Source organism: Streptomyces sp. NPDC048142 (assembly GCF_043202835.1).
Classification (GTDB): Bacteria; Actinomycetota; Actinomycetes; order Streptomycetales; family Streptomycetaceae; genus Streptomyces.
On sequence record NZ_JBIDBC010000002.1, the window covers coordinates 279,926 to 306,483 of the forward strand.

The 26,558-nt window shown below is 71.1% G+C and carries 23 protein-coding genes; 9 read left to right on the top strand and 14 right to left on the bottom strand.

From position 1 onward, the window contains the following. The first annotated feature begins 207 nt into the window (after nt 1-207). From ACGF2Y_RS03855 to ACGF2Y_RS03875, 5 genes are all read left to right on the top strand, one after another. Nucleotides 208-1,245 (top strand): ABC transporter ATP-binding protein, encoded by a 1,038-nt coding sequence (locus ACGF2Y_RS03855; protein WP_392943295.1) that lies wholly within the window; start codon nt 208-210, stop codon nt 1,243-1,245. After that, nucleotides 1,235-2,143 carry an ABC transporter permease gene (locus ACGF2Y_RS03860; RefSeq protein WP_392943010.1) on the top strand — a complete coding sequence of 303 codons (909 nt, stop codon included), beginning with the start codon at nt 1,235-1,237 and terminating at the stop codon, nt 2,141-2,143. Before ACGF2Y_RS03855 ends, ACGF2Y_RS03860 begins: the two co-directional genes overlap by 11 nt. Then, a complete protein-coding gene (locus tag ACGF2Y_RS03865) occupies nt 2,140-3,051 on the top strand; it encodes an ABC transporter ATP-binding protein (protein WP_392943012.1) in 912 nt (303 codons plus the stop codon). Before ACGF2Y_RS03860 ends, ACGF2Y_RS03865 begins: the two co-directional genes overlap by 4 nt. A 30-nt stretch (nt 3,052-3,081) precedes the next feature. After that, nucleotides 3,082-3,801: an ABC transporter permease gene (locus ACGF2Y_RS03870; protein WP_392943013.1), complete on the top strand. Its 720-nt coding sequence runs from the start codon at nt 3,082-3,084 to the stop codon at nt 3,799-3,801. Between the two features lie 352 nt (nt 3,802-4,153). Continuing rightward, complete coding sequence (locus ACGF2Y_RS03875; RefSeq protein WP_392943014.1) at nt 4,154-4,849, top strand: hypothetical protein; 696 nt, start codon at nt 4,154-4,156, stop codon at nt 4,847-4,849. A 103-nt stretch (nt 4,850-4,952) separates the two neighbouring features. Here ACGF2Y_RS03875 and ACGF2Y_RS03880 read toward each other — a convergent pair whose 3' ends face one another. The 9 genes from ACGF2Y_RS03880 to ACGF2Y_RS03920 all read right to left on the bottom strand — a co-directional run bounded on the left by ACGF2Y_RS03880 (nt 4,953) and on the right by ACGF2Y_RS03920 (nt 15,054). Then, nucleotides 4,953-5,768: an HAD family hydrolase gene (locus ACGF2Y_RS03880; protein ID WP_392943016.1), complete on the bottom strand. Its 816-nt coding sequence runs from the start codon at nt 5,766-5,768 to the stop codon at nt 4,953-4,955. Next, nucleotides 5,765-7,042, bottom strand: coding sequence for a serine--tRNA ligase (serS, locus tag ACGF2Y_RS03885; protein WP_392943017.1), 1,278 nt, complete (start codon nt 7,040-7,042; stop codon nt 5,765-5,767). Before serS ends, ACGF2Y_RS03880 begins: the two co-directional genes overlap by 4 nt. 666 nt (nt 7,043-7,708) lie before the next feature. Further along, complete coding sequence (pheA, locus tag ACGF2Y_RS03890; RefSeq protein WP_392943019.1) at nt 7,709-8,644, bottom strand: prephenate dehydratase; 936 nt, start codon at nt 8,642-8,644, stop codon at nt 7,709-7,711. Nucleotides 8,645-8,765: 121 nt separating this feature from the next. Next, a complete protein-coding gene (efeB, locus tag ACGF2Y_RS03895; RefSeq protein ID WP_392943020.1) occupies nt 8,766-10,130 on the bottom strand; it encodes an iron uptake transporter deferrochelatase/peroxidase subunit in 1,365 nt (454 codons plus the stop codon). A gap of 5 nt (nt 10,131-10,135) precedes the next feature. Next, nucleotides 10,136-12,070: a copper resistance CopC/CopD family protein gene (locus ACGF2Y_RS03900; protein ID WP_392943022.1), complete on the bottom strand. Its 1,935-nt coding sequence runs from the start codon at nt 12,068-12,070 to the stop codon at nt 10,136-10,138. Between the two features lie 12 nt (nt 12,071-12,082). Then, complete coding sequence (locus ACGF2Y_RS03905) at nt 12,083-12,529, bottom strand: copper chaperone PCu(A)C (protein WP_392943024.1); 447 nt, start codon at nt 12,527-12,529, stop codon at nt 12,083-12,085. Further along, nucleotides 12,526-13,182 carry an SCO family protein gene (locus tag ACGF2Y_RS03910; protein WP_392943026.1) on the bottom strand — a complete coding sequence of 219 codons (657 nt, stop codon included), beginning with the start codon at nt 13,180-13,182 and terminating at the stop codon, nt 12,526-12,528. The genes ACGF2Y_RS03905 and ACGF2Y_RS03910 overlap by 4 nt, the downstream gene beginning before the upstream one ends. Nucleotides 13,183-13,226: 44 nt before the next feature. Further along, nucleotides 13,227-13,973, bottom strand: a complete 747-nt coding sequence (locus ACGF2Y_RS03915; RefSeq protein WP_392943028.1) for a YcnI family protein — start codon at nt 13,971-13,973, stop codon at nt 13,227-13,229. Nucleotides 13,974-14,190: 217 nt separating this feature from the next. Next, nucleotides 14,191-15,054, bottom strand: coding sequence for a hypothetical protein (locus ACGF2Y_RS03920; RefSeq protein ID WP_392943030.1), 864 nt, complete (start codon nt 15,052-15,054; stop codon nt 14,191-14,193). Between the two features lie 306 nt (nt 15,055-15,360). On the opposite strand from ACGF2Y_RS03920, the gene ACGF2Y_RS03925 reads away from it, so the two are divergent. Beyond that, on the top strand, nt 15,361-15,849 hold the full coding sequence (locus ACGF2Y_RS03925; protein ID WP_392943031.1) for an ATP-binding protein: 489 nt from the start codon (nt 15,361-15,363) through the stop codon (nt 15,847-15,849). 129 nt (nt 15,850-15,978) lie between these two features. On the opposite strand, the gene ACGF2Y_RS03930 is transcribed toward ACGF2Y_RS03925, so the two are convergent. Both ACGF2Y_RS03930 and ACGF2Y_RS03935 read right to left on the bottom strand, forming a co-directional pair. After that, on the bottom strand, nt 15,979-17,460 hold the full coding sequence (locus ACGF2Y_RS03930; RefSeq protein WP_392943032.1) for an aminopeptidase P family protein: 1,482 nt from the start codon (nt 17,458-17,460) through the stop codon (nt 15,979-15,981). Nucleotides 17,461-17,658: 198 nt separating this feature from the next. Continuing rightward, nucleotides 17,659-19,146: a PP2C family protein-serine/threonine phosphatase gene (locus tag ACGF2Y_RS03935; protein ID WP_392943034.1), complete on the bottom strand. Its 1,488-nt coding sequence runs from the start codon at nt 19,144-19,146 to the stop codon at nt 17,659-17,661. Between the two features lie 651 nt (nt 19,147-19,797). On the opposite strand from ACGF2Y_RS03935, the gene ACGF2Y_RS03940 reads away from it, so the two are divergent. Both ACGF2Y_RS03940 and ACGF2Y_RS03945 read left to right on the top strand, forming a co-directional pair. Beyond that, complete coding sequence (locus ACGF2Y_RS03940) at nt 19,798-20,547, top strand: bifunctional DNA primase/polymerase (protein ID WP_392943035.1); 750 nt, start codon at nt 19,798-19,800, stop codon at nt 20,545-20,547. Nucleotides 20,548-20,935: 388 nt separating this feature from the next. Further along, nucleotides 20,936-21,385 carry a hypothetical protein gene (locus ACGF2Y_RS03945; RefSeq protein ID WP_392943037.1) on the top strand — a complete coding sequence of 150 codons (450 nt, stop codon included), beginning with the start codon at nt 20,936-20,938 and terminating at the stop codon, nt 21,383-21,385. A 394-nt stretch (nt 21,386-21,779) separates the two neighbouring features. Here the strand turns inward: ACGF2Y_RS03945 and ACGF2Y_RS03950 are convergent, their stop codons facing one another. The 3 genes from ACGF2Y_RS03950 to ACGF2Y_RS03960 form a co-directional block, all read right to left on the bottom strand. Beyond that, a complete protein-coding gene (locus ACGF2Y_RS03950) occupies nt 21,780-22,745 on the bottom strand; it encodes a DUF5926 family protein (RefSeq protein ID WP_392943039.1) in 966 nt (321 codons plus the stop codon). A 171-nt stretch (nt 22,746-22,916) separates the two neighbouring features. Then, on the bottom strand, nt 22,917-23,651 hold the full coding sequence (locus ACGF2Y_RS03955) for an ATP-binding protein (RefSeq protein ID WP_392943040.1): 735 nt from the start codon (nt 23,649-23,651) through the stop codon (nt 22,917-22,919). A gap of 84 nt (nt 23,652-23,735) precedes the next feature. Then, nucleotides 23,736-24,572: a glycerophosphodiester phosphodiesterase gene (locus ACGF2Y_RS03960; protein ID WP_392943042.1), complete on the bottom strand. Its 837-nt coding sequence runs from the start codon at nt 24,570-24,572 to the stop codon at nt 23,736-23,738. Nucleotides 24,573-24,774: 202 nt separating this feature from the next. Between ACGF2Y_RS03960 and ACGF2Y_RS03965 the strand changes: the two genes are divergently transcribed. Beyond that, nucleotides 24,775-26,523: a S1C family serine protease gene (locus ACGF2Y_RS03965; protein ID WP_392943044.1), complete on the top strand. Its 1,749-nt coding sequence runs from the start codon at nt 24,775-24,777 to the stop codon at nt 26,521-26,523. Nucleotides 26,524-26,558: the final 35 nt, after the last annotated feature.

Sequence of the window (26,558 nt, forward strand, 5' to 3'; positions counted from 1 at the left end):
TCGGTGGGCAACCCGGTCCTCCTGCCCCCGATGAACCCCGGCCACGCGGCCGGACCCGGAGGCCCGGCCTCCTTCTTCGCGGGGTCCCCTACGGGCGCGTACACCTGGAGTCTTACGCGGATCCAGCCGTCAGGGCTGACGACCCCTGTGTTCCGCGCCACTAACGTCATTTCCGTGACAGCCGTAATCGCTACCGAAGCCCTGAGCATGCGGTTCCCCCGGGTGACCGCGCTTGACCGGCTCACGTTGGACATCGGACCGGGTGTGACCGGTCTGGTGGGTTCCAACGGAGCCGGCAAGTCCACACTGATCAAGATCCTGCTGGGTCTTTCCCCCGCCACCGAAGGCCGGGCCGCAGTGCTCGGGCTCGACGTCGCGACCAGCGGCGCCGCCATCCGGGAACGGGTGGGATACATGCCCGAGCACGACTGCCTGCCGCCCGACGTCTCGGCGACCGAGTTCGTCGTGCACATGGCCCGCATGTCGGGGCTGCCGCCCGCGGCGGCCCGCGAGCGCACGGCCGACACCCTGCGCCACGTCGGTCTCTACGAGGAGCGCTACCGCCCGATCGGCGGCTACTCGACCGGCATGAAGCAGCGCGTGAAGCTGGCCCAGGCCCTCGTCCACGACCCCCGGCTGGTCCTGCTCGACGAGCCGACCAACGGCCTGGACCCGGTCGGCCGCGACGAGATGCTCGGCCTGATCCGCCGGATCCACACCGACTTCGGCATCTCCGTACTGGTCACCTCGCACCTCCTGGGAGAGCTGGAACGCACCTGCGACCACGTCGTCGTCATCGACGGCGGAACCCTCCTGCGCTCCAGCTCCACCAGCGACTTCACCCAGACCACCGCGACTCTCGCGGTCGAGGTGACCGACAGCGACACCCATCCCGACGGCACCGGCGCGCTGCGCAAGGTCCTCACCGGCGCCGGCGTCACCCTCATCGGCCACGACGGGATCGACACGCAGGGGCTGCCGGGCGCGGGCCACATCCTGCTGATCGAGGCGGCGGGCGAGGAGACGTACGACCTGGTCCGCGACAGCGTCGCCGGGCTCGGGCTCGGCCTGGTCCGCATGGAACAGCGCCGCCACCACATCGCCGAGGTCTTCCGTACCGAACAGGGCGGGGCGCCCGCCACCGTCCCGGCCGCCGCCGGTGCCGCACAACAGGCCACACAGGCCGCGCAGCAAGCCGCACAGCAGGCCGTCCAGCAGAAGGGAAGCGGTCGCGATGAGCACTGAGACCGGGACCGCGGCCGGGCGCGAAGCCTCCCGGATCCACAACATCGGCTACCGCTCCTACGACGGACCGCGGCTCGGCCGGGCCTACGCCCGCCGCTCCCTGTTCTCGCAGACCCTGCGGGGATCCTTCGGACTGGGCCGTTCCGCCAAGTCCAAGGTGCTGCCCATGCTGCTGTTCGGCGTGATGGCGCTGGTCGCGGCGATCCTGGTGGCGGTCTCCATGGCCGTGCCGGACGCCAGCAAGCTGGTGGTCGAGTACACCTCGTACGCGATCTACCTCCAGGCCGTCATCGGCCTCTTCATCGCGGCCCAGGCACCGCAGGCGGTGTCCAGGGACCTCCGTTTCAAGAGCGTCCCGCTGTACTTCTCGCGGCCGATCGAGCGCGCCGACTACGTGATGGCGAAGTTCGCCGCCACCGCCACCGCGCTCTTCATCCTCACCGGTGCACCGCTGCTCATCCTCTATGTGGGCTCTCTGCTCGCGAAGTTCGACTTTGCCGATCAGACCAAGTGGTTCGGCCAGGGACTGGTGTCGGTGGCGCTGCTGTCCGTGCTGTTCGCCGGGCTCGGCCTCGTGATGGCCGCCCTGACCCCGCGGCGCGGCTTCGGCGTCGCCGCGGTGATCGCCCTCCTGACCATCACCTACGGCGCCGTCTCCACGGTCCAGGCCATCGCCTGGGAGACCGGGTCGGAAGGGGCCGTGCAGTGGCTCGGCCTGTTCTCGCCGGTCACGCTGATCGACGGCGTCCAGACCGCGTTCCTCGGCGCGACCTCCGCCTTCCCCTCCGGGGAAGGCCCGGGGGCCGGAGTCGGCGTGGTCTACCTGATCGTTGTTCTCGCGCTCGTCGCCGGCTCGTACGCCGTCCTGATGCGCCGCTACCGGAGGGCCGGGCTGTGACCACCATCGAGATCGACCACACTTCGCGCTGGTTCGGCAACGTGGTCGCCGTCAACGACGTCTCCATGACGGTGGAGCCCGGCGTCACCGGACTCCTCGGCCCGAACGGCGCCGGAAAGTCCACCCTCATCAACATGATGGGCGGATTCCTCGCCCCCTCGACGGGGAAGGTCACGCTCGACGGCCGGCCGATCTGGCGCAACGAGGCCGTCTACAAGGACATCGGCATCGTCCCGGAGCGGGAGGGGATGTACGACTTCCTCACCGGCAAGGAATTCGTCGTCGCCAACGCCGAACTCCAGGGTTTGGGCGGGGCCGAGGCACAGAAGGCGCTCGCCACGGTCCAGATGGAGTACGCGCAGGACCGCAAGATCTCCACGTACAGCAAGGGCATGCGCCAGCGCGTGAAGATGGCGTCCGCACTGGTCCACGAGCCCTCGGTGCTGCTCCTGGACGAACCGTTCAACGGGATGGACCCGCGCCAGCGGATGCAGCTGATGGAGCTGCTGCGGCGGATGGGGGACGAGGGACGTACGGTCCTGTTCTCCTCCCACATCCTCGAAGAGGTCGAGCAGTTGGCCTCGCACATCGAGGTGATCGTGGCGGGACGGCACGCCGCGTCCGGCGACTTCCGGAAGATCCGCCGGCTGATGACGGACCGGCCGCACCGCTATCTGGTGCGCTCCAGCGACGACCGGGCCCTCGCTGCCGCGCTCATCGCCGACCCGTCCACGGCGGGCATCGAGGTCGATCTGACCGAGAAGGCGCTGCGCATCCAGGCCGTCGACTTCGGGCGGTTCACCGAACTGCTGCCGAGGGTGGCCCGCGAGCAGGGCATCCGGCTGCTCACCGTCTCACCGTCCGACGAGTCCCTCGAATCGGTCTTTTCCTATCTCGTAGCGGCCTGAGTAGTGGCCTGAAAGGAGCTGTGCACCGTCATGTACGACCCCACAGTCGCCCGGCTCACCTACCGGGCCCTGCTCGGCCGGCGCCGGGCCGCCATCCTGTTCGTCCTGCCCGCACTGCTGCTGATGATCGCCGCCGCGGTGCGCATGTTCGCCGGAGCTGATGACCAGGTCGCCGCGAACGTCCTCGGCGGCTTCGCCATCGCCACGATGGTGCCGCTGATCGGCGTGATCGCGGGCACCGGGGCGATCGGCCCCGAGATCGACGACGGCTCGATCGTCTACCTGCTCGCCAAGCCGGTGAAGCGGCCCACGATCATCTTCACCAAGCTGATCGTGGCCATCGCGGTGACCATGGTGTTCTCCGCCCTGCCGACGTTCCTCGCGGGCCTGATCCTCAACGGCAACGGCCAGCAGATCGCCATCGCCTACACGATCGCGGCGCTGGTCGCCTCGATCGCGTACAGCGCCCTGTTCCTGCTGCTCGGCACGGTCAGCCGGCACGCGGTCGTCCTCGGTCTGGTCTACGCCCTGGTCTGGGAGGCCCTCTTCGGCAGCCTGGTGGCCGGTGCGCGGACGCTCAGTGTCCAGCAGTGGTCCCTCGCGGTCGCCCAGAAGGTCGCGGGCGACGGCGCGGTGACCTCGGAGGTCGGCCTGCCGCTCGCCACGGTCCTGCTGGTCGCGGTCACGGTCGCCGCCACCTGGTACGCGGGCCAGAAGCTGCGGGCGCTGAAGCTGGCGGGCGAGGAGTGAGGACCGCCGGCTGAGTCCGCGCCGTTGCGTATGCCTGTGACGACCCCCGCCCCGGAGAGGGTGGGGGTCGTCGTATGACCGGACAGGCGGACAGGCGGACAGGCGGACAGGCGGACGGACGGACGGACAGACGTGGGCGTAACCGTACGTTTATCGGGTCGTTGGGCAGGACGCGTGGAGGCAACTGGAATCCGTGGCGTCGTAGCGATCGTGAAATAGGGGAATGCCGGCACCGGGTGAGGCTCAGCCCACCGGACCGGTCATCGAGTGAGTGGCAACCGTGAGCGTCCTCCACCCCTGAAGCCCGGGGTGTGGGCCGTCCTCGTCATTCCCTCGCACGAAAGGCATGCCCATGCCCACGGAAGTCGCCCTGCTCGAATCGCGCGCGCTGCGCGTGGAGCAGATGGGGCGCGTCGATGTCCTCGACAAGGTGAAGAGCCTTGTCATGCTCCCAGACGGAATTCACGTTCGCACAGAGGATGTGGCTCGTTACTTCGAAGTATCCACAGAGACCGTGAAGAAGGTGACGCAGCGGCACCGGGCGGAGGTCGAGGAGAACGGCCTTATCCTTTTGCGCGGCTCTGAGCTGCGCACCTTCCACAGGGACATGTTGTCCCTGTGGGAGAAGGAGGGGCGGGAAAGTTATCCACAGGCGGCCACGCAGCTGACCCTCTACACCCGCCGAACCGTCCTCAACATCGCCTTGCTTCTTCGCGACAGCGACATCGCCCGATGCGTGCGTACCTACCTCCTCGACGCCGAGGAGTCGCTGCGCACCCGGTACGCCTCCCTCGATCAGCGCGTCACGCGGATCGAGAGCTGCCTCACCGGCGTAGGCAGCGCGCTCCAGGAGCTCGGGCCGGTGCTGGTGCGGATGTCGGAGCGACTCGACAGCTTGGACCGGAAGGTGGAGGTGACACACCAGGTGATCGGGGCGATGAGTCTGCGGCTGACGGACGTGCAGCAGGACGTCGGGCGGCTGGACGGGCGGCTGGACTCCTTCGCCCGGCAGCTGAAGGATCTGCGCCGCCGCAGCGGGCAGCGCTGAGTGGCGGCGGCCCGGCACCGTGGGAAACGGTGCCGGGCCGCTGTCGGCTCGATGCCTCGTACATCTCGACGGCTCGCAGATGGCGTCCTGTATGCGGAGCGCCCTACTGCACGGGGGCCGAGCGGAGCAGTTCCTCCAGCACCACCGCGATGCCGTCGTCGTCGTTGGACGCCGTGATCTCGTGGGCGACGGCCTTGAGGTCGTCGTGGGCGTTGGCCATCGCGACGCCGTGGTGGGCCCAGCCGAACATCGGGATGTCGTTCGGCATGTCGCCGAAGGCGATGGTGTCGGCCGCCTTCACGCCGAGCCGGCGGGCGGCCAGCGAAAGGCCGGTGGCCTTGCTCAGACCGAGCGGCAGGATCTCGACCACGCCGGCCCCGGCCATGACCACGTCGACCAGGCTGCCGACGGCGGCCCGCGCGGCGAGGGCCAGTGCGTCGTCGTCCAGCTCCGGATGCTGTATGTAGACCTTGTTGAGCGGGGCGGTCCACATCTCGGCGGCGTCGTCCACGAAGAGGTACGGCAGCGGCCCCTCCTGCACCTGGTACCCGGGCCCCACCAGCACCTCGCCGTCCAGTCCGTCGCGGCCGGCCGCCAGGCGCAGCGGGCCGACCTCCGCCTCGATCTTGGACAGTGCGAGACCGGCGAGCTGCCGGTCCAGGGTCAGCGAGGTCAGCAGCTTGTGCTCGCCCGCGTGATAGACCTGCGCGCCCTGACCGCAGACCGCGAGCCCCTCGTAACCGAGGTCGTCCAGGATGTACCGGGTCCAGGGGACCGCGCGTCCGGTGACGATGATGTGCGCGGCGCCGGCCGCCGTGGCGGCGGCCAGTGCCGCGCGGGTGCGCTCGGAGACCGTGTCGTCGCCGCGCAGCAACGTGCCGTCGAGGTCGGTCGCGACGAGCTTGTAGGGGAAGGTCACTTGGCGACCGGCTCCAGGACCTCGCGCCCGCCCAGGTACGGACGGAGCACCTCGGGCACCCGGACCGAACCGTCGGGGAGCTGGTGGTTCTCCAGGATCGCCACGATCGTGCGCGGTACGGCGCAGAGCGTGCCGTTCAGCGTGGCCAGCGGCTGGACCTTCTTGCCCTCGCGCATCCGGACGGACAGGCGGCGGGCCTGGAAGCCGTTGCAGTTCGACGCGGAGGTCAGCTCGCGGTACTTGCCCTGGGTCGGGATCCACGCCTCGCAGTCGAACTTCCGCGAGGCGGAGGAGCCGAGGTCACCGGTGGCGACGTCGATCACCTGGAAGGGCAGTTCGAGGGCGGTGAGCCACTGCTTCTCCCAGTCCAGGAGCCTGCGGTGCTCGGCCTCGGCGTCCGCCGGGTCGACGTACGAGAACATCTCGACCTTGTCGAACTGGTGGACGCGGAAGATGCCGCGGGTGTCCTTGCCGTACGTGCCGGCCTCGCGGCGGAAGCACGGGGAGAACCCGGCGTACCGCAGGGGCAGCTTGTCGGCGTCGATGATCTCGTCCATGTGGTACGCGGCGAGGGGGACCTCGGAGGTGCCGACCAGGTAGTAGTCGTCCTTCTCCAGGTGGTAGACGTTCTCCGAGGCCTGGCCGAGGAAGCCGGTGCCCTCCATGGCGCGCGGGCGGACCAGCGCGGGGGTCAGCATCGGGACGAAGCCGGCCTCGGTGGCCTGCGCGATCGCCGCGTTGACGAGGGCGAGTTCCAGGAGTGCGCCGACGCCCGTGAGGTAGTAGAACCGCGAGCCGGAGACCTTGGCCCCGCGCTCCATGTCGATGGCGCCGAGCGCCTCGCCGAGTTCCAGGTGGTCCTTGGGCTCGAAGCCCTCGGCGCCGAAGTCGCGGATGGTGCCGTGCGTCTCCAGGACGACGAAGTCCTCCTCGCCGCCGACCGGCACGTCCTCGTGGACGATGTTGCCGAGCTGGAGCAGCAGCCGCTTGGCGTCCGCGTCGGCCTCGTCCTGGGCGGCGTCGGCCGCCTTGACGTCGGCCTTGAGCTGTTCGGCCTTCTTGAGGAGCTCGGTGCGTTCCTCGGGGGTGGCCCGGGGAATCAGCTTGCCGAGCGACTTCTGCTCGGCGCGGAGTTCGTCGAAGCGGACGCCGGACGACCTGCGCAGCTCGTCGGCGGAGAGCAGGGCGTCGACGAGGTCGACGTCCTCTCCACGGGCGCGCTGGGAGGCGCGAACACGGTCGGGGTCCTCACGGAGCAGGCGAAGGTCAATCACCCCTCCAGGCTACCGGTGCGCGGTTCTCGCACTCGAACCGATATTGCCGAGCGTGTCACTATGACCGAATTGCCGGGATTGATATTCCTGAGGGGGAATCGCGGATGGCTGCGGTGCCGATCTCGGTATCGGCGCCGGTGCCGGAGGGGGGAGGGTGTCAATAATGGTGGCTAACTCCCCTGAACAGGGCAGAAGGTGCGGTCCGTCTTGACGTACCGGCCTTGGGTGGGGCGGGAGTTGGGGGCGCGTCAGTCGCTGTTGTCCACAGGGGGTTCGGTGTCGGAATAGTTATCCACAGGCTGTGTGGAAGTTCTGTGGATACCGGAGGGCATTGTTCCGAAAGCCGGACGAAGGCCCATGGAATCTCCGTTCAAACCCGTTCCGTGCGCTCATTCGGGTGGGAATTCACCACCTCAAAGAGTTGATCAAGGGAATTGAGCTGACGCGCGGTGACTCGTTCCGCCTCGTGCTTCTGTGGACGGCTCCGAGGCGGCTGGGTTGATTTGTCGACGATGTCGCATTGAGGTGTCGACTTGTCCCCAGGTCGAGAGCCCCGCCTGTGGATAACTCTCCGGAGTGCGTGACTATCGGTAGATCGCACTGCTGCGGAGCACGCAAGAAGACGGCCTCGGGGGCCTTCGCCCGCGGTCCTCGCGCGCCCTTCCGTCAGATCCGGCCGTCCTGGCTGCGAGCCAGCCAGTCGGAGGCTTCCGTGAACGCCGCGTCCGACGTGCCCGCCCGGAGCGGCCGCACCTCGTCCGGCGAGACACCCGCCCGCGGGTACGAGCCGAGGAACCGCACGTTCGGACTGATCCGCTTCAGCCCCATCAGGGCCTCCCCGACCCGCCGGTCCGCGATGTGCCCCTCCGCGTCCACGGCGAAGCAGTAGTTGCCGATGCCCTCGCCGGTCGGGCGGGACTGGATCAGCATCAGGTTGACGCCGCGCACCGCGAACTCCTGGAGCAGCTCCAGCAGGGCGCCGGGATGGTCGTCGCCGAGCCGGATCACCACGGAGGTCTTGTCCGCGCCGGTCGGTGCCGAGGGCCGGGCGGGACGGCCCACCAGGACGAAGCGGGTCTGGGCGTTCTCCGCGTCGTGGATCTCCGTCACCAGTGGCTCCAGGCCGTAGGTGGCGGCGGCGAACTCCCCGGCGAACGCGGCGTCGTACCGCCCCTCCTGGACCAGCCGGGCCCCGTCCGCGTTGGACGCCGCCGACTCCCACAGGGCCCCCGGGAGATGGGCCGCCATCCAGTTGCGCACCTGCGGCTGGGCGGCCGGATGAGCGGTGACCGTCTTGATGTCCGACAGCTTGGTCCCGGGCCGTACCAGCAGCGCGAAGGTGATGGAGAGCAGCACCTCGCGGTAGATCATCAGCGGTTCCCCGCCGGCCAGCTCGTCCAGCGTCGCGGTGATGCCGCCCTCGACGGAGTTCTCGATCGGTACGAGCGCCGCCGCCGCCTCGCCGCTGCGTACGGCGTCCAGGGCGGCCGGAACGGACACCATCGGGACGAGTTCCCGGGTGGCGGCTTCCGGGAGAGTGCGGAGGGCGACCTCGGTGAAGGTGCCTTCGGGGCCGAGATAGGCGTAGCGCGTGGCTGACATACGGTCACCCTAATGCGCCCCGCGAGGCCCATCGCGCTGTCTCAGAATGCGGTCGGGAGCGTACGGACAGGCCGCGGCCCGAGCCGTCCCCGACCGCATCCGGGAGAACCCTCGGCTCCCCCTACGACTCCAGAAGCCGCTGTCCCACGTACTCGCCCTCCGCCGCCCCGCCCGGGGCCGCGAACACGCCGCTCGCCTCGTGCCGGAGGAACGGCGACAGCGCGTCGCCCCGGTCGAGCTTGCGCTGCACCGGAACGAAGCCCCGGAACGGGTCCGCCTGCCAGCAGACGAAGAGGAGACCGGCGTCCGGAGCACCGTCCTCCGCGATGCCGTCGTGGTACGAGAACGGGCGGCGCAGCATGGCGGCCCCGCCGTTCTTCTCCGGCGAGGAGATCCGGGCGTGGGCGTTGTCGGGGATCACGAGCCTGCCGTCCGGGCCCGCCTTGTCGAGGTCCATCTCCGTGGTCTCGGTTCCCCCGCTCAGGGGCGCCCCGTCCGACTTGCGCCGCCCGATGACCCGCTCCTGGCGCTCCACCGGAAGCTTCTCCCAGTCGTCCAGGAGCATCCTGATACGGCGGACGACGGCGTACGAACCGCCCTCCATCCACTCCTGCGGCTTCCCGGGGGAGGCGGGGACGAAGACGCGCCGGTCGAAGTCCTCCTCGGCCGGCTTCGGGTTGCCGGTCCCGTCGATCTGGCCCATCAGGTTGCGGGCGGTCATCGGCCGGGCGGTGGCGCCGGGGGTGCGGTTGAAACCGTTCATCTGCCACCGCACCCGTGCCGTGCCTGCGGCCTCCTTCTGGAGGGCCCGCAGCGCATGGAAGGCGACCAGCGCGTCGTCCGCGCCGATCTGCACCCACAGATCGCCGTTGGAGCGCTTGGCGTCGAGTTCGTCGGCGGAGAACGCGGGCAGCGGGTCGAGCGCGGCGGGCAGGCGGGCGGTCAGACCCGTGCGCGCGAAGAACGTACGGCCGAAGCCGAAGGTGACGGTCAGGGACGACGGCCCCGCGTCCAGGGCGATCCCGGTGTCGTGCCCGGGGCCGTCCGGCCCGCCCGCCGCAGGGCGGCCCGCCATCAGCTCCTTCGCCACCGCGGACCAGCGCCGCAGCAGCGCCGCCGCCTCCTTGCGCCCCGCGCCCGCCGCCAGGTCGAAGGCGACGAGATGGCCCCGGGCCTGAAGCGGAGTGGTGATCCCCGCTTGATGTTTCCCGTGAAACATCGCCTCGGTCACCCCGACGGTGCTCAGCGCGGCCGCCTCCTCGGGACGGGTGGCGGCGTACCCGGCGGCCCCGCCCCCGGCCCCCAGCACGAGCCCCGTGGCGCCCGCCGCGCCCGCGGTGCCCAACAGCCGCCGCCGCGATACGCCGGTACCGCCGGTGCTGTCGCCGCCCGGGGAGCCCGGGGAGCCCGGGGAGCCGGGGGCGCCGCTGCCCGGGGAGTCGGTCGTGGCGGTCCCGTCCGGGGCCTGCTTCTCGGTCTTGCTCATCCTGCTCAGCCGATCTTCGCGTTCTTGTCGATGGTGACCTGGTCGATGTCCGACGTCCGTACGGTCACGTCGACCTTCCAGTCCCCGGCCATCGGAATCTGTACCCCGCTCGCCGCCCAGTGCCCCTCGGACAGCCGGTCCGGGACGACCGGCAGCGGGCCGATTTCCTTCGACTCCAGGGTGAGGGCCAGCTTCAGCTCGGGGACGTCCATCGGCTCGCCGTCGCTGCCGTCGATCCACACATGCAGATCGTTGGAGCCGGTGCGGCCGGGGTCGATGTCGATGCGGGCGGTGCCCTTGCCGTCCCGCCCGCCGGTGTCGAACGGCATGCTCAGGTTGACCGGCACGCCGGCGGCGGGGGCGGCCGCCGCGGTGGCGCCGCCCGCGGCCTCCTCCTCCGTACGGCCCGGTTCGGTGGACGTCAGCATGGTGGTGACGGCCAGCAGGACGACGGCTACGGCGGCTTCGGCCAGGACCGAGCGGCGCAGCCCGGAGCGCTCCGCATCGGCGTCCCGTATCCGCTTCTTCTTCGTCGCGGTCCGGACGGCCCGCTGACGGGCCAGTTGCGCGGCGCGTTCGGGATCCACGTCGTCGGAAGCCTCCGCCGACGTGTCCGAGGCGGTGTCCTGACCGGCCTCGGCGTCCTTCCCGGCTCCGGAGGAGGCGACGGCCGTGTCCGTCAGCCGTCCCGTCCAGCGCCGGGAGAACCAGGCGACCGTGAGCAGGACCGCGATCAGCGCCACCTTGATGATCAGCAGCTGCCCGTAGCGCGTCCCGGTCAGCGCCGACCAGGAGCCGACCTGCCGCCAGGACTGGTAGATCCCGGTCGCCGCCAGGACCACGACACTGCTGAACGCGACCGCGGAGAAGCGCCGGACCGCGGCGCTCCCGATGTCCGGGGTCCGGTACAGCGCCACCAGGAGCGAGGCGAGTCCGCCGAGCCAGGCGGCGACGGCCAGCAGGTGCGCCACGTCCACCGGCATGGCGATGTTCGGCTGGATGCCGGTCGAGGCGTGCTCGGACATCGCCCAGGTGGCGGCGATGCCCGTCGCGACCACTCCGCCCCCGACGGCGAGGCCGAAGGTGAGGTCCTTCTTCTCCTGCTCGTCCTCGCGCCGGGCGTACGTGCCGAACAGCACGGCGATGAACAGGGCGGCGGCCCCGAGCAGCAGCAGCCGGGAGACGAGGGCGGCGCCGGGCTTGGTGTCCAGGACGGACTGGAGTCCGGCGAGGTCGAAGGCGTCGGCGAACTTCCCGCTGCCGGTGTACGGATAGCGCAGCAGCAGCATGACCAGGGTCGCCGCGGTCAGCGTGAGCCAGCCGCGGACCACGAGCCGCTGCATCGGCAGGGCGGACGCGCCGCGCCGCCAGCAGACCAGGACGAACGCGCTGCCGCCGACGAGCAGGACGAATCCGCCGTACGCGGCATAGCGCGCGATGTCGTAGGCGACGCCGACCGGGCCGCCGCCCGCGATCTGGGAGGGCAGGGCCACCGTGGTCCGGGACGGGGCGCCGATGGAGAACGTGAACGCGCCGGAGATCGGATGGCTGTCGGCCGAGATCGCCTGCCAGGCCACCGTGTAGGTGCCGTCCGGCAGACCGGTGTGGAGCGCGACGCCGTACCGGACGGTGCCGCCCTCGGAGAGGTCGCGCGGTCCGGCTTCGGTGTCGGCGCGCTTGCCGTTGGGGTCGAGGACCCGGATGGAGTCGTCGCCCACGGCGATGGCCTCGGAGAAGCTGAGGGTGACCTCCTTGGGCGCGGTGCCCACCACCGCCCCGTCCCGCGGGTCGCTCCCGGTGAGCGCGGCGTGCGCGGACGCCGGGCCCGCGCCGGCCAGCAGCAGCCCGAACACCAGGCTGACCAGGGCGGCGAGGAGCCCGGCGACGGCGACGGGCCGTCGTACCGGGGACGGTCCGGCGTTCGGAGCGGTGGCAGACATCGGGTCAGTCCCTCACTGCTTCTTCGGGTTGTGGGTGGTTTCCTTCACCGGCAGGTCGACCGTGATGAGGCCGGCCTTCTCGAAGTGCAGCTCGACGGAGACCTTCTCGCCCTGCTTGGGCTTCTGCTTGAGCTTCATGAACATGATGTGGCTGCCACCGCGTTCGAGATCGAGCTCACCGTGCGCGGGCACCTCGAAGGAGGAGACCTCGCGCATCTTCTGGTTCTTCGTCTCGTGGATCGTGACGTCGTCGGAGAGCGGACTGGTCACCGAGGTGAGCCGGTCACCGGCGTCGCCGCTGTTCTTCACGACGAGGAAACCGGCTGCCATGTCGCTGACGGGCTGCGGCAGATACGCGCCGACGACCTTCAGCTCCGGCTCGCTCTGCGTGGAGCACCCCGCCAGCGTCAGGCCCGTGGTGAGAGCGAGGACGCCGGCGAGGGTCGTGCGGCGGTTCACGGAGTCTCTCCCTCGATGAGCTTGGGGAGGTCCTTCGTGTACTCCTCGGCGGTGGTGTCCTCGCCGTAGAGCACGTACCCCTTGTCCGTCTTCGGGGAGAAGGCGATGACCTGGGCGCCGTGCATCGAGACGACGTTCCCGTTCTTGTCCTCCTTCGGCGCGTCGATGCCGATGCCGATCTGCCGCGCCCCGGCCTGGATGGTCGCGAAGTCACCGGTGAGACCGGTGAAGGAGGGGTCCTGCGCGGAGAGCCACGTGCCGAGCGAGGCGGGGGTGTCGCGCTCGGGGTCGGTGGTGACGAAGACGACCTGGAGCTTGTCCTGGTCGGCCTTGGGCAGCTCCCGCTTGGCGAGGGAGATGTTGCTCATGGTCAGCGGACAGACGTCGGGGCAGTGGGTGTAGCCGAAGTAGATGAGCGTCGGCTTGCCCTTGGTCGCCTCGCGGAGGTCGTACTCCTTGCCGTTCGTGTCGGTGAGAACGAGGTCCGGCTTGGTGAACGGCTGGTCGAGGACGGTCGCGGCCCTGTCCGGCGCGGCGCTGACGTCGGCGATGGGCGAGGAGCCCGCCTTGTCGTCGCCGGCGCCGCAGGCGGAGAGGGCCAGTGCGGCCGCGGCGGCGAACGCCGCGGCCGTCACTGCTTTTCTGTTGCGCATGAAAGGGGTGTCCTGAACGTGGTGCGGGTGAGGGAACCGGCCGGTCAGGCCGTACGGCGGCGTCCGGCGAGCACGCCGAACGCGACGCCGGCGATGCCGACGACGATGCCGATGATGCCCAGCGTGCGGGCCGTGGTGTCGCTGGCGGAGGAGGACGCGGCGGTGCTGCTCTCCTTGGACGACGCCTCGGAGTCGGCGGCCTTGTGGTCGTCGGTCTCCTCGGCGTCGTCGGCCGCGCCGCCGTGGTGGCCCTCGGTGGCGGCGGTCAGCTTCAGGACCGGGGCCGGGCTGTCGGGCTCGTCGCCGCCCGCCGTGGGCTCCTCGATCCAGCGGACGACCTCCTTGTTGTCGTACGTCTGGATCGCCTTGAAGACGAGCTGGTCGGCGTCCTCGGGAAGCGCGCCGACGGAGACCGGGAACTGCTGGAAGTAGCCGGGGGCGATCTCGCTGTCGTCCGCGGTCCAGGTCACCTTGGAGACGGCCTCGGTGATCTTCTTGCCGTGCACCTCAAGAGGCTTGTCGAGCGTGCTCCTGGAGATGTCGATCTTCCAGCCGGGAACGGCCTGCGGAGTGACGGACGACAGCGGGTGGTCGGCCGGGAAGGTGATTTCGAGCTTCACCGTCGAGGCCTGGTCGCGCTCGTTGGGGACCTTGAAGTTGAGCGTGGCGTAGCCGCCCTTGGCGGCCTCGCCCACCGGCTGGACGCTGACGTGGGCGGCGGCCGGGCCGGCGATCAGCAGGACGGTGGACGCGGCGACGCCACCGGCGATGGCGATACGGGAAAGCTTCATGGCAGGAATCTCCACAGGTGAACGGAACACGGTGGTCCGGCGCGCGGGTGCGCGGCGGCATCACGACACCTCGTGGTCCGGTTCCGTGGGGAGTCCGGCACACGAACGCACACATGGACGTACACGGACACACACGTGGATGTGCGCATGAACGTACATACGGATGTACACACGGCCGCGTAGGAACGGCCCTGCGGGGGCGGTGGGAGGCGTCGTGTCAGGCTGCGAGGGCGTACGGGGCCGGAGGCCCGCGCCTGATCACCAGGTGCTGCAGAGGATCCCCGGCGGCCGGCGCGGGTACGTCGTCGGAGTGACGCGGAACGCGCGAGCAGGCCATGAGCTGCTCGCGGCCCCCGGCCGGCAGCGCGTGGACGAGGGCGAGCGCGGCCCGCAGGGACCGCAGCCGGGCCCCGGCCGCCAGCACCTGGGCGCTGTGGGCGGAGAGCCGGGCCAGTCCGAAGAGGGCGATCTCGCCGCGCCGCAGCAGCCAGCCGGTGGCGAGCGCGACGAGGACGTGGGCCAGGAACATCGGCAGGCTCGGCAGCAGCGCGGACACCGTGGCGCAGACCTGCGCGATGCCGAAGGCGCCGTCCGGGGCCGCCGACGCGGCGGCCCGGCCCGCTCCGGCTCCGCCGCCCGCGAGATGACCGTGGGCCCCCGCGAGCGTCGACGGGTCGATGCCCGCGGAGGAGACGATGCGGTGGGCGTCGACCGCGTTCAGCCGCGCCGGTCCTTCCCCGCACACGAGGCCGGCGGCGAACCGGATGAGCGGGTTGTCGCCGCCCGTGAGCGCGGCGCCGGCCGGGGTGCCGCTGTGGCTGCCGCACGCGAAGAGCACGTGCAGCAGGATCTGCCCGCCGGCCAGCGCGCCCACGATCGACGGAAGGGAACGTTCCCGTCCGGCGAGGACCGTGGTGACGGCGAGGACGCCGAGGAATCCGGCGAGCAGCGTCCACGCGGGGACGGCGGCGTCGGCGGCGAACGCGTGCCCGGCCGCGGACAGCACGACGCAGACCGCGGTGAACACCGCGGCCCTCATGAGCCGCAGACCGGCTCCGGCGCGTGCGAGAGGCGTGGACATGGCCGGGACATCATCGCACTGCACCCCCCTGTGCCGTACGGCAGGTCCGGAAGATCAGGCTCCGTCCCCAACCGCGCTTGTTGCACCTGTTCGCGGGGGATGTACGGACCGGGGCGCACATCCCGGAGCCCCGGGGCGCGCTCCCGGTGACCTGCCGCCGGGGCGGGTCCCCACGCGGGTCCATACACCGGGCGGCCGAATATCCGCATCCGCCGAATGAGGGCTCTCCCACCCGATCCGCGCTTACGAAGTGCCGGAGGCGGCAATACGTATCGATACGTCGAGCCGCAGCCAGGAGGCTGAAAGATGAGCATCTGGTGGTCACTCCATTTGCGGCGCGAAGCTGCGAGCGTTCCGCTCGCCCGTCGGTTTCTGCTCGGCACCATGGAAACCGCAGGAGTGGATCCGGACATCTCCTTCGACCTGTCGGTCGCGCTCAGCGAGGCCTGCGCGAACGCCGTCGAACACGGCGGCGACCGGACGGCTCCCGGGAAGCCGGAGGGCTCCGGGTACGGACGCCCTGCCGCGGACTCCGGGCAGTACCGGGTCACGGCCTATCTGGACGGCGAGAAGTGCCGCATCGAGGTAAGCGACTCGGGCCCGGGTTTTCCCGCCCGGCGCGCGCTTGGCCCAGCCGCGTATTCCGCACCGTCCGAAGCCGAGAGCGGCCGGGGCCTCGACCTCATCCAGCAGCTCTCCGACCATGTCCAGTTCGGCAACCGGCCGGGCCGCGGCGCGGTGGTGAGCTTCGACAAGGTCCTGAAATGGCGCGAGGGCGCGCTGCTCACGGTGTAGTGAGCGGCGCGCCCTGCGCGTGTCGTACGGAAAGCCTCGGTACGGGATTCCTGCCGTACGGGATTCCTGCCGTACAGGAACGCAGTCGTACAGGAGCGCAGCCGTACGGGAAGGGGTACGGGGGAGGGATCAGCCCTTCAGCTGTGCCATCCAGGCCTCGACCTCGTCGGCCCGGCGGGGCAGCGCGTCGGAGAGGTTCCGGTTGCCGTCCTCGGTGACGAGGATGTCGTCCTCGATCCGGACGCCGATGCCCCGGTACTCCTCGGGCACGGTCAGGTCGTCGGCCTGGAAGTAGAGACCGGGCTCGACCGTCAGGCAGACACCCGGCTCCAGCGTGCCGTTGACGTACTCCTCGGTGCGCGCGGCGGCGCAGTCGTGGACGTCCATGCCGAGCATGTGGCCGGTGCCGTGGAGGGTCCAGCGGCGCTGGAGGCCCAGCTCCAGGACCTTGTCCACGGACAGGTCGCCGAGCAGGCCCCACGCGACGAGCTTCTCGGCGAGCACGCGCTGCGCGGCGTCGTGGAAGTCGCTGAAGGCGGCACCGGGCTTCACGGCGGCGATGCCCGCTTCCTGGGCCTCGTACACCGCGTCGTAGATCTTGCGCTGGAGCGGCGTGAACGTGCCGTTGATCGGCAGGGTGCGCGTCACATCGGCGGTGTAGAGGTCGTTGGTCTCGACCCCGGCGTCCAGGAGCAGCAGCTCGCCCGCGCGGACGGCGCCGTCGTTGCGGACCCAGTGCAGGGTGGTGGCGTGCGGACCGGCGGCGCAGATCGAGCCGTAGCCGATGTCGTTGCCCTCGATGCGGGCGCGCAGGAAGAACGTGCCCTCGATGAAGCGCTCGCTGGTCGCCTCGGCCTTGTCCAGGCTCTTCACGACGTCCTCGAAGCCGCGCGCGGTGGCGTCGCAGGCCTTCTGCAGTTCGGCGATCTCGAAGGCGTCCTTCACCAGACGGGCCCCGGAGAGGTAGACGCGCAGCTCCTCGTCGCGCTCCGCGGTGACCTTGTCGGTGAGGGCGGCCTCGATGCCCGCGTCGTGGCCGCGGACGCCCCGGACCGGGCCGGTGGCCTCGGTCAGCGCGGCGGCCAGCTCGCGGACGTCCTTCGCGGGGATGCCCAGCAGCTGCTCGGCCTCGGTGAGGGAGTGCCGGCGGCCGACCCACAGCTCGCCCTGGCCGTCGAGCCAGAACTCGCCGTTCTCCCGGTTGGAGCGCGGCAGCAGGTAGACGGTCGCCTCGTGGCCGCTGTCGCCGGTCGGCTCCAGAACGAGCACGCCGTCCTGGGTCTGGTCACCGGTGAGGTACGCGTACTCGGTGGAGGCCCGGAAGGCGTACTCGGTGTCGTTGGAGCGGGTCTTCAGGTTGCCCGCGGGAATGACCAGCCGCTCGCCGGGGAAGCGGGCGGAGAGCGCGGCGCGCCGGGCGGCGGTGTGCTCGGCCTGGGCGATCGGCTGAAGGTCGCGCAGTTCCGTGTCGGCCCAGCCCGACTTCATGTTGTCGGCGAGCTCGTCGGAGACGCCCGGGTACAGGCCGTTCTTCCGCTGCTTGACCGATTCCGCCGCTTCGTTCTCCTCGGTCTCCTGCTCCGGGTTCTCCGGGATGAGCTCCTCAGACACGATTCGTCTCTCCTTGATACGACACTGGGCCATCACCCATCGTACGGGCGTACGGAAGGGGGCCCAGGGCCGAAGGGCCTGTTACCGGAGAGACCACTGCCGAGGCCGGTCGAAGCGGCGACCGGTCGAAGCGGCAACCGGTCGAAGCGGCGACCGGCCGATGTGGCGGTCGGCCGTTGTAGCGGTCGAAGCGGGCGGTCAGTCGAAGTGGGCGGCGAGGATCACGACGTCCTCGGCGGAATCGCTCCGGTCGAGGCCGTCGGGGAGCATCGTGCGCAGGACGTGGTCGGCGACGGCCGCCGGATCGTGCCGGTCCGGCTTCGGTACGGAAGCGGCGGCGGAGTGCAGCCGGGCGAAGGCGCGGTCCATCGGGTCCCCGGTGCGGCGCAGCAGCCCGTCCGTGTAGAGCAGCACCGTCTCGCCGGGCGCGGGGCTGAACTCCACACTCGGCGCCTCCCAGCAGGCGAGCATCCCCAGCGGGGCGGACAGCGTGGTCTCGACGTACTCGCAGCGCCGCTCGCCGAGCACCAGCGGCGGGGTGTGCCCGGCACCGGCCAGCACGACCTTGCGGGCGGCGGGTTCGCAGTAGGCGAACAGGGCGGTCGCGGTCCGCGCGGGTTCGGTGAGCCGCAGCAGCAGTTCGAGGTCGGAGAGGACGGCGACGGGGTCCTCTCCCTCCATCACGGCGTACGCCCGCAGACTGGCGCGCAGCCGGCCCATGGCGGCCATGGCGCTCGGTCCGGATCCGCCCACGGAGCCGACGGCGAGGCCGAGCGTGTGGTCGGGCAGCGGCAGCGCGTCGTACCAGTCGCCGCCGCCCCGGGGGCCGGTGCGGTGCCGGGCGGCGAGCTGGACGCCGGGGATCCGGGGCAGCCGGCTGGGCAGCAGTTCCTCGGCGACGGCGGCGACGTCCGCGCGGGCGCGCTCCAGCTCGATCAGGCGGGCCAGGTGCTCGGTGGCGTAGCGCGCGTAGAGGCCGGCGAGGTGGCGCTGCTTCTGTGCGGGCTCGGCCGGTTCGTCGTAGAGCCAGACGGCCGCGCCGAGGCGGCCCGCCGCATCCGTGGTGAGCGGGAGGGCGTAGCTCGCGGCGTAGCCGAGCCGGACGGCGACCTCGCGGTGCCGGGGGTCGAGGTCCTTCTCGCCGAGCAGGTCGGGGCTGACGACCCCGTCGGCGGTGTCCGGGAGCCCGTCGAGGACGCGGCCGAGGGCGGTGGCCGCGCGCGGCACGGTCTCGATGTGCCCGAGTTCGGCGTGGGTGAGTCCGAGGCCGAGGGTGGCGGAGGGGCCCTCGCGGTGCGCCGGTTCCAGAACGAGCAGGCCGCGGCGTGCGCCGACGAGGGCGGCTCCGGCGCGCAGCACCTCGTTCAGGGCGTCGTCGAGGGTGCTCGTCCCGGCCAGCCGCTCGGTGAGTTCGTGCAGGGTGGTGAGGTCCGAGACCCAGCCCGCCAGCCGGTCCTGGATGAAGGCTCCGGGCGGCCCCGGGACCTCCGTCAGGGGAGCGGGAGTGTGCGTTGAAACCGGAACCTCTGGATCGATTCCAGCCACTTTCGGCAGGTGTGGGGCGCTCATGGCAGCCAGCTTTCCGACCGGTGCGATTCGTCGAATAGCATCGCAAACCCCCATGTGATTCTGCGCCACTATCAATGCATCCACATGTACACGCACAAGTAACCCGATGTCCAGCATTGTCCCTTCGGGGTCCGGGCGATTCGTGCTCTCCCAGTGTCGGTTAACTTGGCCAAAAAATGCACCCCGCGGACGCTATTTGCGATCGACTGGGGCCGCTCAACAGGGGTACCTCCGGGCTCAGGTCGCCGGAGGAGCGTCATTCCGGGCATGCTGGGTACGTAAACGGTGATGCGCGGGTGCGGTGGTGATCGCCCAGGAACCCGGCAGCGGGTTCGGGCGTCCTTACCCGTGAAGGCGACGCCCCCGTCGACGCCCCGTCCCGGACGGCGGGGTTCGCACCAGGGACGGCAGGCGAGGCGCATGCCGCCCTCGCCCAGTGATCACCGACCCGGTTCGACCCGCTCGGTTCGACCCGCACGACTCCGCTCGGTCAGTTCGACCCCGTTCGGTCAGTTCGGTCAGTTCGGCCCGTTCGGCCCGTTCGGTTCGACTCCGCTCGACTCTGCTCGGTTCGGCTCTGTTCCACCACCAGATCGGTTCTATTCGGACCGGTTCCACTCGGCTCGGCTCGGCTCACGCGCGGTATCGACGGCACGCCCGTACCGCAGAACTGATGAGCACGTACGCACAGCGAAGAGATGCGCACGCGGTGTCACACCCGCGTGCTGTCATGTGGACTCGGCGTTCAACGGAAAGGAACGAGCGCTCATGCGCGAGATCCTCGGAAGGCGACGCAGGCTCCGGCTCCGGCGCAAGGAGGGGACCGCCCGGCTCGACGCGGCCCTGACCTGCGCCACCGCATGGCAATGGCCCGTGGTCCCCGGAGTGGGGACGGCACAGGCCACCCTGCCCGGCGAGAGCGGCGGCCTCGGCTGTGCCTGCCCCGAACCCGACTGCGCCGTACCGGGCGCACACCCCTTCGAGCCCGGCCTGCTGGCGGCCACCACGGACGAGCGCATGGTGCGCTGGTGGTGGGCCGGCCGCCCCGCCGCCCCCGTGATGCTGGCGACCGGCGGCCGCGCGCCCTGCGCGGTGAGCCTGCCCGCCGTGGCCGGCGCCAGAGCGCTGAGCGTCCTCGACGGCCTCGGCATGCGGCTCGGCCCCGTCGTGGCGACGCCCACCCGATGGTCGCTGCTGGTGGCCCCGTACACCCTGGAACGGCTCGGCGAACTGCTGTACGCGAAGGACTGGGTGCCCAGCTCGCTCCGGTTCCACGGCGAGGGCGGCTACCTTGTCCTGCCGCCGTCCCGGACGGGTGCGGGCCAGGTCCGCTGGGAGCGGCCCCCCGCGCCGCTCGGGGCTTCCGCTTCCGCCTCCGCCCCGGTGTCCCGCGGGCGGACGAAGGGCGGGCCTCCCGCGGTCGCGGCGCCCTGGCTCCCGGACGTCGAAGCGGTCCTGGACGCCTTGGTCGAGGCGAGCACCGGCGCCCCGGGCGGCGGCAGCCGGCTCGCCTACTGACACCTTCAGGACAGGCAGGCCGGGCGTCCGGCTCACTCGAACGGGTGTGAGCCGGACCGGATCCGCGGTAAACGGGTGCCGGGCGCCCGGCGGCACGCATTCCGCCGATATCGTCGCCCCGTCGTCAGGAAATTCCGCGCAGTAGCCAGGTGGGGCCACCATGAATCTCCGCATGATCGGTCTCACGGCAGCCGTGGTGTTCGGGTGCCTCGTTCCGCTGGTGGCTTCCGCGGATCCCGCTGTTGGTCCGGATGCCGTATCGGGCGATGCGGCCGACGCGAAATATTCTGGCGGCTCGCCAGAAAGCCATCAGCCAAAGGTTTCTGATGGCCTATCCGGAGGGGGTGTCGCCACTCTTTCTTCGGCGTTGCCGAAACCGCCATCGAGAATGAGCGCAGAAGCCGGATCGCTGCCTGAGTTTGATCGTTCGTCCGCTCCCGGTGGTGACGAACGCGCCAATGGTGCGCGCGGCGGGCGGCATACGGGAGCGGCGGCACGGTGCGGCCCCGAGCTGGTCGCACCGGAGGGCGTCGAGGCGCAGACCTGCGTCATGGCCCAGGACGGCGATACGTGGGCGCGGACCTACTACCGGAACGCGACCGGTGAGGAACTCCGGCCCGTACTCACGCTGATGGGGCCGGGCGGGCGGACCGTGGAGCTGCACTGTGCGCCGACCGCGCACGACGAGCCGGGCACCTGCGAGACACCGCGCGTGCCGTCCTCTGCTGCGCCCCGGTCCGCGACGGCGGTCGCGGAGTTCGTGGGCGCGGGGCCGGTGGACCAGGCGCCGCTCCTGCTCCGCGCCGGATCCGAACGGGCGCCGGGCGCCAGGGACTGACCGAGGCGGGCCGGGCCGAGCCGGGCCGGTAGCCAAGCCGAGCTGGGCCGGGCCGAAAGGGGAACGGGCTCCGCCGTTACGGGCTCCGATGCCCCGGCTCCGATGTTCCGGGCTCCGACGTCACGTTCATCGGTGCTACGGACTCCGCTGCCGCGGGCGGGGCTTCAGGAGCGGGGTGCGGCTCCGCGCCCGGGGGTGTCACAGGGCGGGCCGCAGCCGGAAACGAGGACGCCCGGTCGCTGGCGACGGGGGATGCACCAGCGGCCGGGCTTCTAGAACCGTAACAAGAGATCTGCCGTTCGCAAATTCGATCTCGCCTGTAGGGACGCCTATTCACTTACGGGGACGGCGAGTTGTGACGCGGGTCACCGTCTGCGACGCCCCGGCCGCACTGTCAGCTGAGGGTCACCTGGCGGTTGGTGAGACCGCCCCGGGCGCGGCGTTCCTCGGCGGTGAGCGGGGCGTCGGACGCGAGTGCCGTCGCCAGTCGCTCGGCGAATTCGACGGCGGGCTTCTCGCACGCCTCGGCGCCCATCGAGCTCGGCAGGTCCCAGACGGGGACCACGAGCCCGTGCGCCCGGAACGAGCCGACCAGACGGGTGTCGTCGCCGAGCGAGGAGGTGCCCGCGGCGTGCAGCCGGGCGAGCGCGTCGAGGAGCTGCTCCTCGGGGTGCGGCATGACCCAGCGCAGGTGGTTCTTCTCCGGCGTCTCGCACCAGTACGCGGCGTCGACGCCGGACAGCAGCGTCGTCGGGATCGCGGCGGCGTTCGCGCGCTCCAGGGAGGCGGACACCTCGGGGGTGGCGTTCTCCGCGTCGGGCACCCAGAACTCGAACCCCGAGTGGACGACCGGCTCGAACGCGGCGTCCGGGTCGAGCAGATCCTGCAGGCGCGGCCCGTCGGAGGGCACGCGGCGGGCGGCGACCGGGGTGCCGGGCTCGGCCGCCAGGGCGCGCTGGAGGGTGTCCGCGAGGTCGCGGCTGAGGTCGCCGGAGGAGGTGTCGTTCTGCAGGGCGAGCAGGACGGAACCGTCGTCGCGGCGCAGCGCCGGCCAGGCCATCGGCAGGACCGTCGCGAGCGTCACCGACGGAACTTCCTCGGGCAGCCCGCCCTTGAGGGTCAGCCCGACGGTGGCGGCGGGCACCAGCTCGCGCAGCGCGACCCAGTCGCACTCGCCCGCGAGTCCCTCGAAGGGGCGGTGCACCAGCTCGGTGACGGCCTGGGCGGCGGCGCGGCCGTGACACGCCTTGTAGCGACGGCCCGATCCGCACGGGCAGGGCTCACGGGCCCCGACGACCGGGATCTCACCGTCCTTGAGCTGCTGCTTCCCGGCCTTGGACTGAGGGCGCTTCTTGGCCATGGTGGGCATTCTCCCGATTGCGACAGTGCGGACTCGGCGCGAGCCTAGCCGCCCGGGGAGCCTTGCTCGTCCCACGTACGCGCTCGGCCCATGCCATCCGTGCGCTCGGCCCATGCCCTGCGTGCTCTCGGCCCAGGTCGTTCGTGCACTCGACCCCCGTCGTTCGTGTGTTCAGCCCACGTCGTCGAAGGCCTCGGAGAAGTCCAGGCCCTCGAACCCGGTGAGCCCGCCGACGCTGTTCGAGCTGACGCCGGTGCCGCTGATGCCGTTGGCGCTGATGCCGGACGCGCCGATGCCGGACGCGTCGATGCCGGACGCGCCGATGCCGTTCGCGTCGGAGCCGTTCGCGCCGGAGCTGCTGCCGCCGATGCCGGGCGGTTTCTTCGCGGAGACGAGGGCCCAGACGGTGACCTCGCCGGACGAGTCGTCCCGTACGCCCCACTCCTGGGCCAGGGCGCTGATGATGTTGAGGCCCCGGCCGCCGCGTGCCGTCACCGAAGGGGTGGCCGGAACCGGGCGGGTCGGGCCACCGCCGTCCGTGACCTCCACGGTGAGCGCGCCACCGGTGTCCACCCGCCAGGCGGCGCGGATGTCCCCGTCGCCGACGTCGGCGTGCCGTCCCAGCGGCCTGCCGTGCCGGCACGCGTTGCTGAGAAGTTCGGAAAGGATCAGAACGGCGTCGTCGACGACCGCGTCCGACACCCCGTTGCCGCGCAACTGTTCACGCATCCGGTGTCGTGCCTGCCCCACGCCGGCAGGGCCATGAGGAACGGCCATGCTCGACGACGCGGGCACCTCTTGTGCCACCACCAACGCCACCCCCGAGACCTCCTTTGCCCCACGCCACGGGTTGGATGCCCCACTGAGCTGCACCGGAAACCGGCCAATGCGCTGCCGGTGACGCACTCGTCATGATTGGACGCGCAGCGAATGCGCCGGTGCACACCCCGTAATGGTGGAGGTCGGGGGCCTTGTGCGTCCTTGTCCGTACTAAATGCGGCCCAGTTGGGACAGAACCTGCTTCGGGCGGTTGGTGATGATCGCCTCGACGCCGAGTTCGGAGCACAGGTCGACATCGGCCGGTTCGTTCACGGTCCACACGTGCACCCGGTGCCCCGCACGGTGCAGCCGCTCGATGTACCCGGGGTGGCTGCGCACGATCCGCATGCCGGGACCCGCGATCCGGGCCCCGGCGGGCAGCCGACCGTCGCGCATCCGGGGCGAGACGAACTGCATCAGGTAGACCGTGGGCAGCGTGGGCGCGGCCGCCTGGACGCGGTGGAGCGAGCGGGCGGAGAAACTCATGACGCGGATGGGCGAGGGCTCTTCGGCGGGCGGCTCGGCCAGCCCGAAGCGCTTCAACAGATGCAGGAGCCGTTCCTCGACCTGCCCGGCCCAGCGGGTGGGGTGCTTCGTCTCGATGGCCAGCTGCAGCGGCCGCCCGGTGGCCCGTACCTCGGTGAAGAGCTCCAGGAGCCGTTCCAGGGTGAGTACGGAGGTGAGCTCGCCCGGTACCGGATCCCAGTCGGGCGACTCCTCGCGGTCCTTCCAGGAGCCGAAGTCGAGGGCGGCGAGGTCGGCGAGCTCCAGCGCCGACACGGCGCCGCGCCCGTTGGACGTACGGTTCACCCGCCGGTCGTGGACGCAGACGAGATGGCCGTCGGCGGTGAGCCGGACATCGCACTCCAAGGCGTCGGCACCGTCCTCGATCGCCTTGCGATAGGCGGCCAGGGTGTGCTCGGGGGCATCATCGGAGGCCCCGCGGTGGGCGATGACCTGGATGGGGGGGTGCGCGCTGCGCTGTCGTGCGTGGGTCACCCGCGCCATGGTGTCATCGCCGCGGGGATGGCTGAGCACATGTCACCCTGGAAGTCCGTTTTGTCGGATGTAAAGATTAGTGTGCGGATGCACAGGTCCTGCTTACAGTGGCCCGACGTGTTGTGGGAAAAGCTGATCGCAGACACGTGCACAGCGGATTTCTTACCGAACGCCGACTGGATGCCGAGTGGAACCGAGGAGCAAAAGAGCTGTGAGCACCGAGAACGAGGGCAACGAGGGCAACAAGGACCACGCGGTGCCGTCCGTGCCGTCCGTGCCGTCCGCATCTCCCGTGCCGGCCGACACTCCTGAACCGTCCGGCGGAGCCACGCCTCCATCGCCGGCGGCTCCGGCCCGGGGCGCCGCGCACGAGACGGTGCACGGGACGGCACATGACCCCGCGCACGAAACCACGCGCCTTCCTGTGCACGAGACCGCCCCGCACGCCCCCGGCGCGGAGGCCCCGGCACCGGGAGCCCCGGCGCACGCCGAGGCGCCGCGCCACGACCCCACACACCAGGGCACTCCGGCCACCCCTGCTTCCGCTGCCACACCTGCCTCCCCGGGCGCTCCGGCCACGCCCGCGTACGCCCAGGGCGCGCACCCCACGCCGCCGCAGCCGCCCCAGCACTCCCCGTACGGCGCGGCGCCCGCGTACGGTGCGCCGCCCGAGCTTCCCGCGGGCGCCGCCTCCTGGCCGCCGCCCCCGCCCGCCGTCCCGTCCTACGCCGGCGGGGACGCCGGTCACGCGTCCGGCGGAATCGGCAACGGCAGCGGCCACGGACCGGTCTGGGGCGCCCCGGTCCCGCCCGGCTCCGAGACCCCGAGCGGCAAGAGCGGCAGGGGCCGCGGCAGCGGTCTGGTGGCGGCCGTGGCCGTCGCGGCCCTCGTCGCGGGCGGCATCGGCGGAGCCCTCGGTTACTGGGCGGCGGACCGCAACGACAACGGGACCTCCGGCGGCTCGACCACCATCTCGGCGTCGGACACCCCGAGGGACCTGAAGCGCCCGGCGGGCACGGTGGCGGGGGTCGCGGCGAAGGCGCTCCCCAGCGTGGTCACCATCGACGCGCAGGGCGGCGACGGCGAGGGCGGCACCGGCACCGGCTTCGTGTACGACAAGGAAGGCCACATCCTCACCAACAACCACGTGGTGGCCTCCGCCGCGGAGTCCGGCGAACTGTCGGCGACCTTCTCCGACGGCAAGAAGTACGCCGCCGAGGTGGTCGGCCGGGCGCATGGCTACGACGTGGCCGTACTGAAGCTGAAGAACCCGCCCGCGGGCCTCGCCCCGCTGCCGCTGGGCAACTCGGCGGGCGTCGCGGTCGGCGACTCGACGATCGCGATCGGTGCGCCCTTCGGCCTCTCCAACACGGTCACCACGGGCATCATCAGCGCGAAGAACCGCCCGGTGGCGTCCGGGGACGGCTCCAGCAACAAGAACTCGTACATGAGCGCCCTGCAGACCGACGCTTCGATCAACCCGGGCAACTCCGGCGGCCCGTTGCTGGACGCGACGGGCGCGGTCATCGGCATCAACTCCGCGATCCAGTCGACCGGCGGCGGCCTGGGCCAGTCCGCCGGCTCCATCGGCCTCGGCTTCGCGATCCCGATCAACCAGGCCAAGAACGTCGCCGAGCAGCTGATCAAGACCGGCAAGCCGGTCTACCCGGTGATCGGCGCGACGGTGACGATGGAGGAGAAGACGGGCGGCGCGGCGATCTCCCCCGAGGGCGCGGGCGGCACCCCCTCCGTCACCCCGAACGGCCCGGCGGCCAAGGCGGGCCTCAAGCCGGGCGACGTGATCACGAAGTTCAACGACACCGTGATCGACAGCGGACCGACCCTGATCGGCGAGATCTGGACCCGCAAGCCGGGCGAGAAGGTGACCCTGACGTACGAGCGCGACGGCAAGACCGCCACGGCCGAAGTCACCCTGGGCCAGCGCGAGGGCGACAGCTGACCGGCTAGGCTGTCCCACGCGTCGAACCGGCCCCA

Excerpts from the sequence above, each read along its gene's own strand:
- ACGF2Y_RS03915 (WP_392943028.1), bottom strand. The coding sequence starts at position 13,973 with ATGAAGCTTTCCCGTATCGCCATCGCCGGTGGCGTCGCCGCGTCCACC.
- ACGF2Y_RS03920 (WP_392943030.1), bottom strand. The coding sequence starts at position 15,054 with ATGTCCACGCCTCTCGCACGCGCCGGAGCCGGTCTGCGGCTCATGAGG.
- ACGF2Y_RS03875 (WP_392943014.1), top strand. The coding sequence starts at position 4,154 with ATGCCCACGGAAGTCGCCCTGCTCGAATCGCGCGCGCTGCGCGTGGAG.
- ACGF2Y_RS03945 (WP_392943037.1), top strand. The coding sequence starts at position 20,936 with ATGAGCGCAGAAGCCGGATCGCTGCCTGAGTTTGATCGTTCGTCCGCT.
- ACGF2Y_RS03860 (WP_392943010.1), top strand. The coding sequence starts at position 1,235 with ATGAGCACTGAGACCGGGACCGCGGCCGGGCGCGAAGCCTCCCGGATC.
- efeB (WP_392943020.1), bottom strand. The coding sequence starts at position 10,130 with ATGAGCAAGACCGAGAAGCAGGCCCCGGACGGGACCGCCACGACCGAC.
- ACGF2Y_RS03900 (WP_392943022.1), bottom strand. The coding sequence starts at position 12,070 with ATGTCTGCCACCGCTCCGAACGCCGGACCGTCCCCGGTACGACGGCCC.
- ACGF2Y_RS03940 (WP_392943035.1), top strand. The coding sequence starts at position 19,798 with ATGCGCGAGATCCTCGGAAGGCGACGCAGGCTCCGGCTCCGGCGCAAG.
- ACGF2Y_RS03950 (WP_392943039.1), bottom strand. The coding sequence starts at position 22,745 with ATGGCCAAGAAGCGCCCTCAGTCCAAGGCCGGGAAGCAGCAGCTCAAG.
- pheA (WP_392943019.1), bottom strand. The coding sequence starts at position 8,644 with ATGTCAGCCACGCGCTACGCCTATCTCGGCCCCGAAGGCACCTTCACC.
- ACGF2Y_RS03870 (WP_392943013.1), top strand. The coding sequence starts at position 3,082 with ATGTACGACCCCACAGTCGCCCGGCTCACCTACCGGGCCCTGCTCGGC.
- ACGF2Y_RS03910 (WP_392943026.1), bottom strand. The coding sequence starts at position 13,182 with ATGCGCAACAGAAAAGCAGTGACGGCCGCGGCGTTCGCCGCCGCGGCC.
- ACGF2Y_RS03855 (WP_392943295.1), top strand. The coding sequence starts at position 208 with ATGCGGTTCCCCCGGGTGACCGCGCTTGACCGGCTCACGTTGGACATC.
- ACGF2Y_RS03935 (WP_392943034.1), bottom strand. The coding sequence starts at position 19,146 with ATGCTGGACATCGGGTTACTTGTGCGTGTACATGTGGATGCATTGATA.
- ACGF2Y_RS03960 (WP_392943042.1), bottom strand. The coding sequence starts at position 24,572 with ATGGCGCGGGTGACCCACGCACGACAGCGCAGCGCGCACCCCCCCATC.
- ACGF2Y_RS03925 (WP_392943031.1), top strand. The coding sequence starts at position 15,361 with ATGAGCATCTGGTGGTCACTCCATTTGCGGCGCGAAGCTGCGAGCGTT.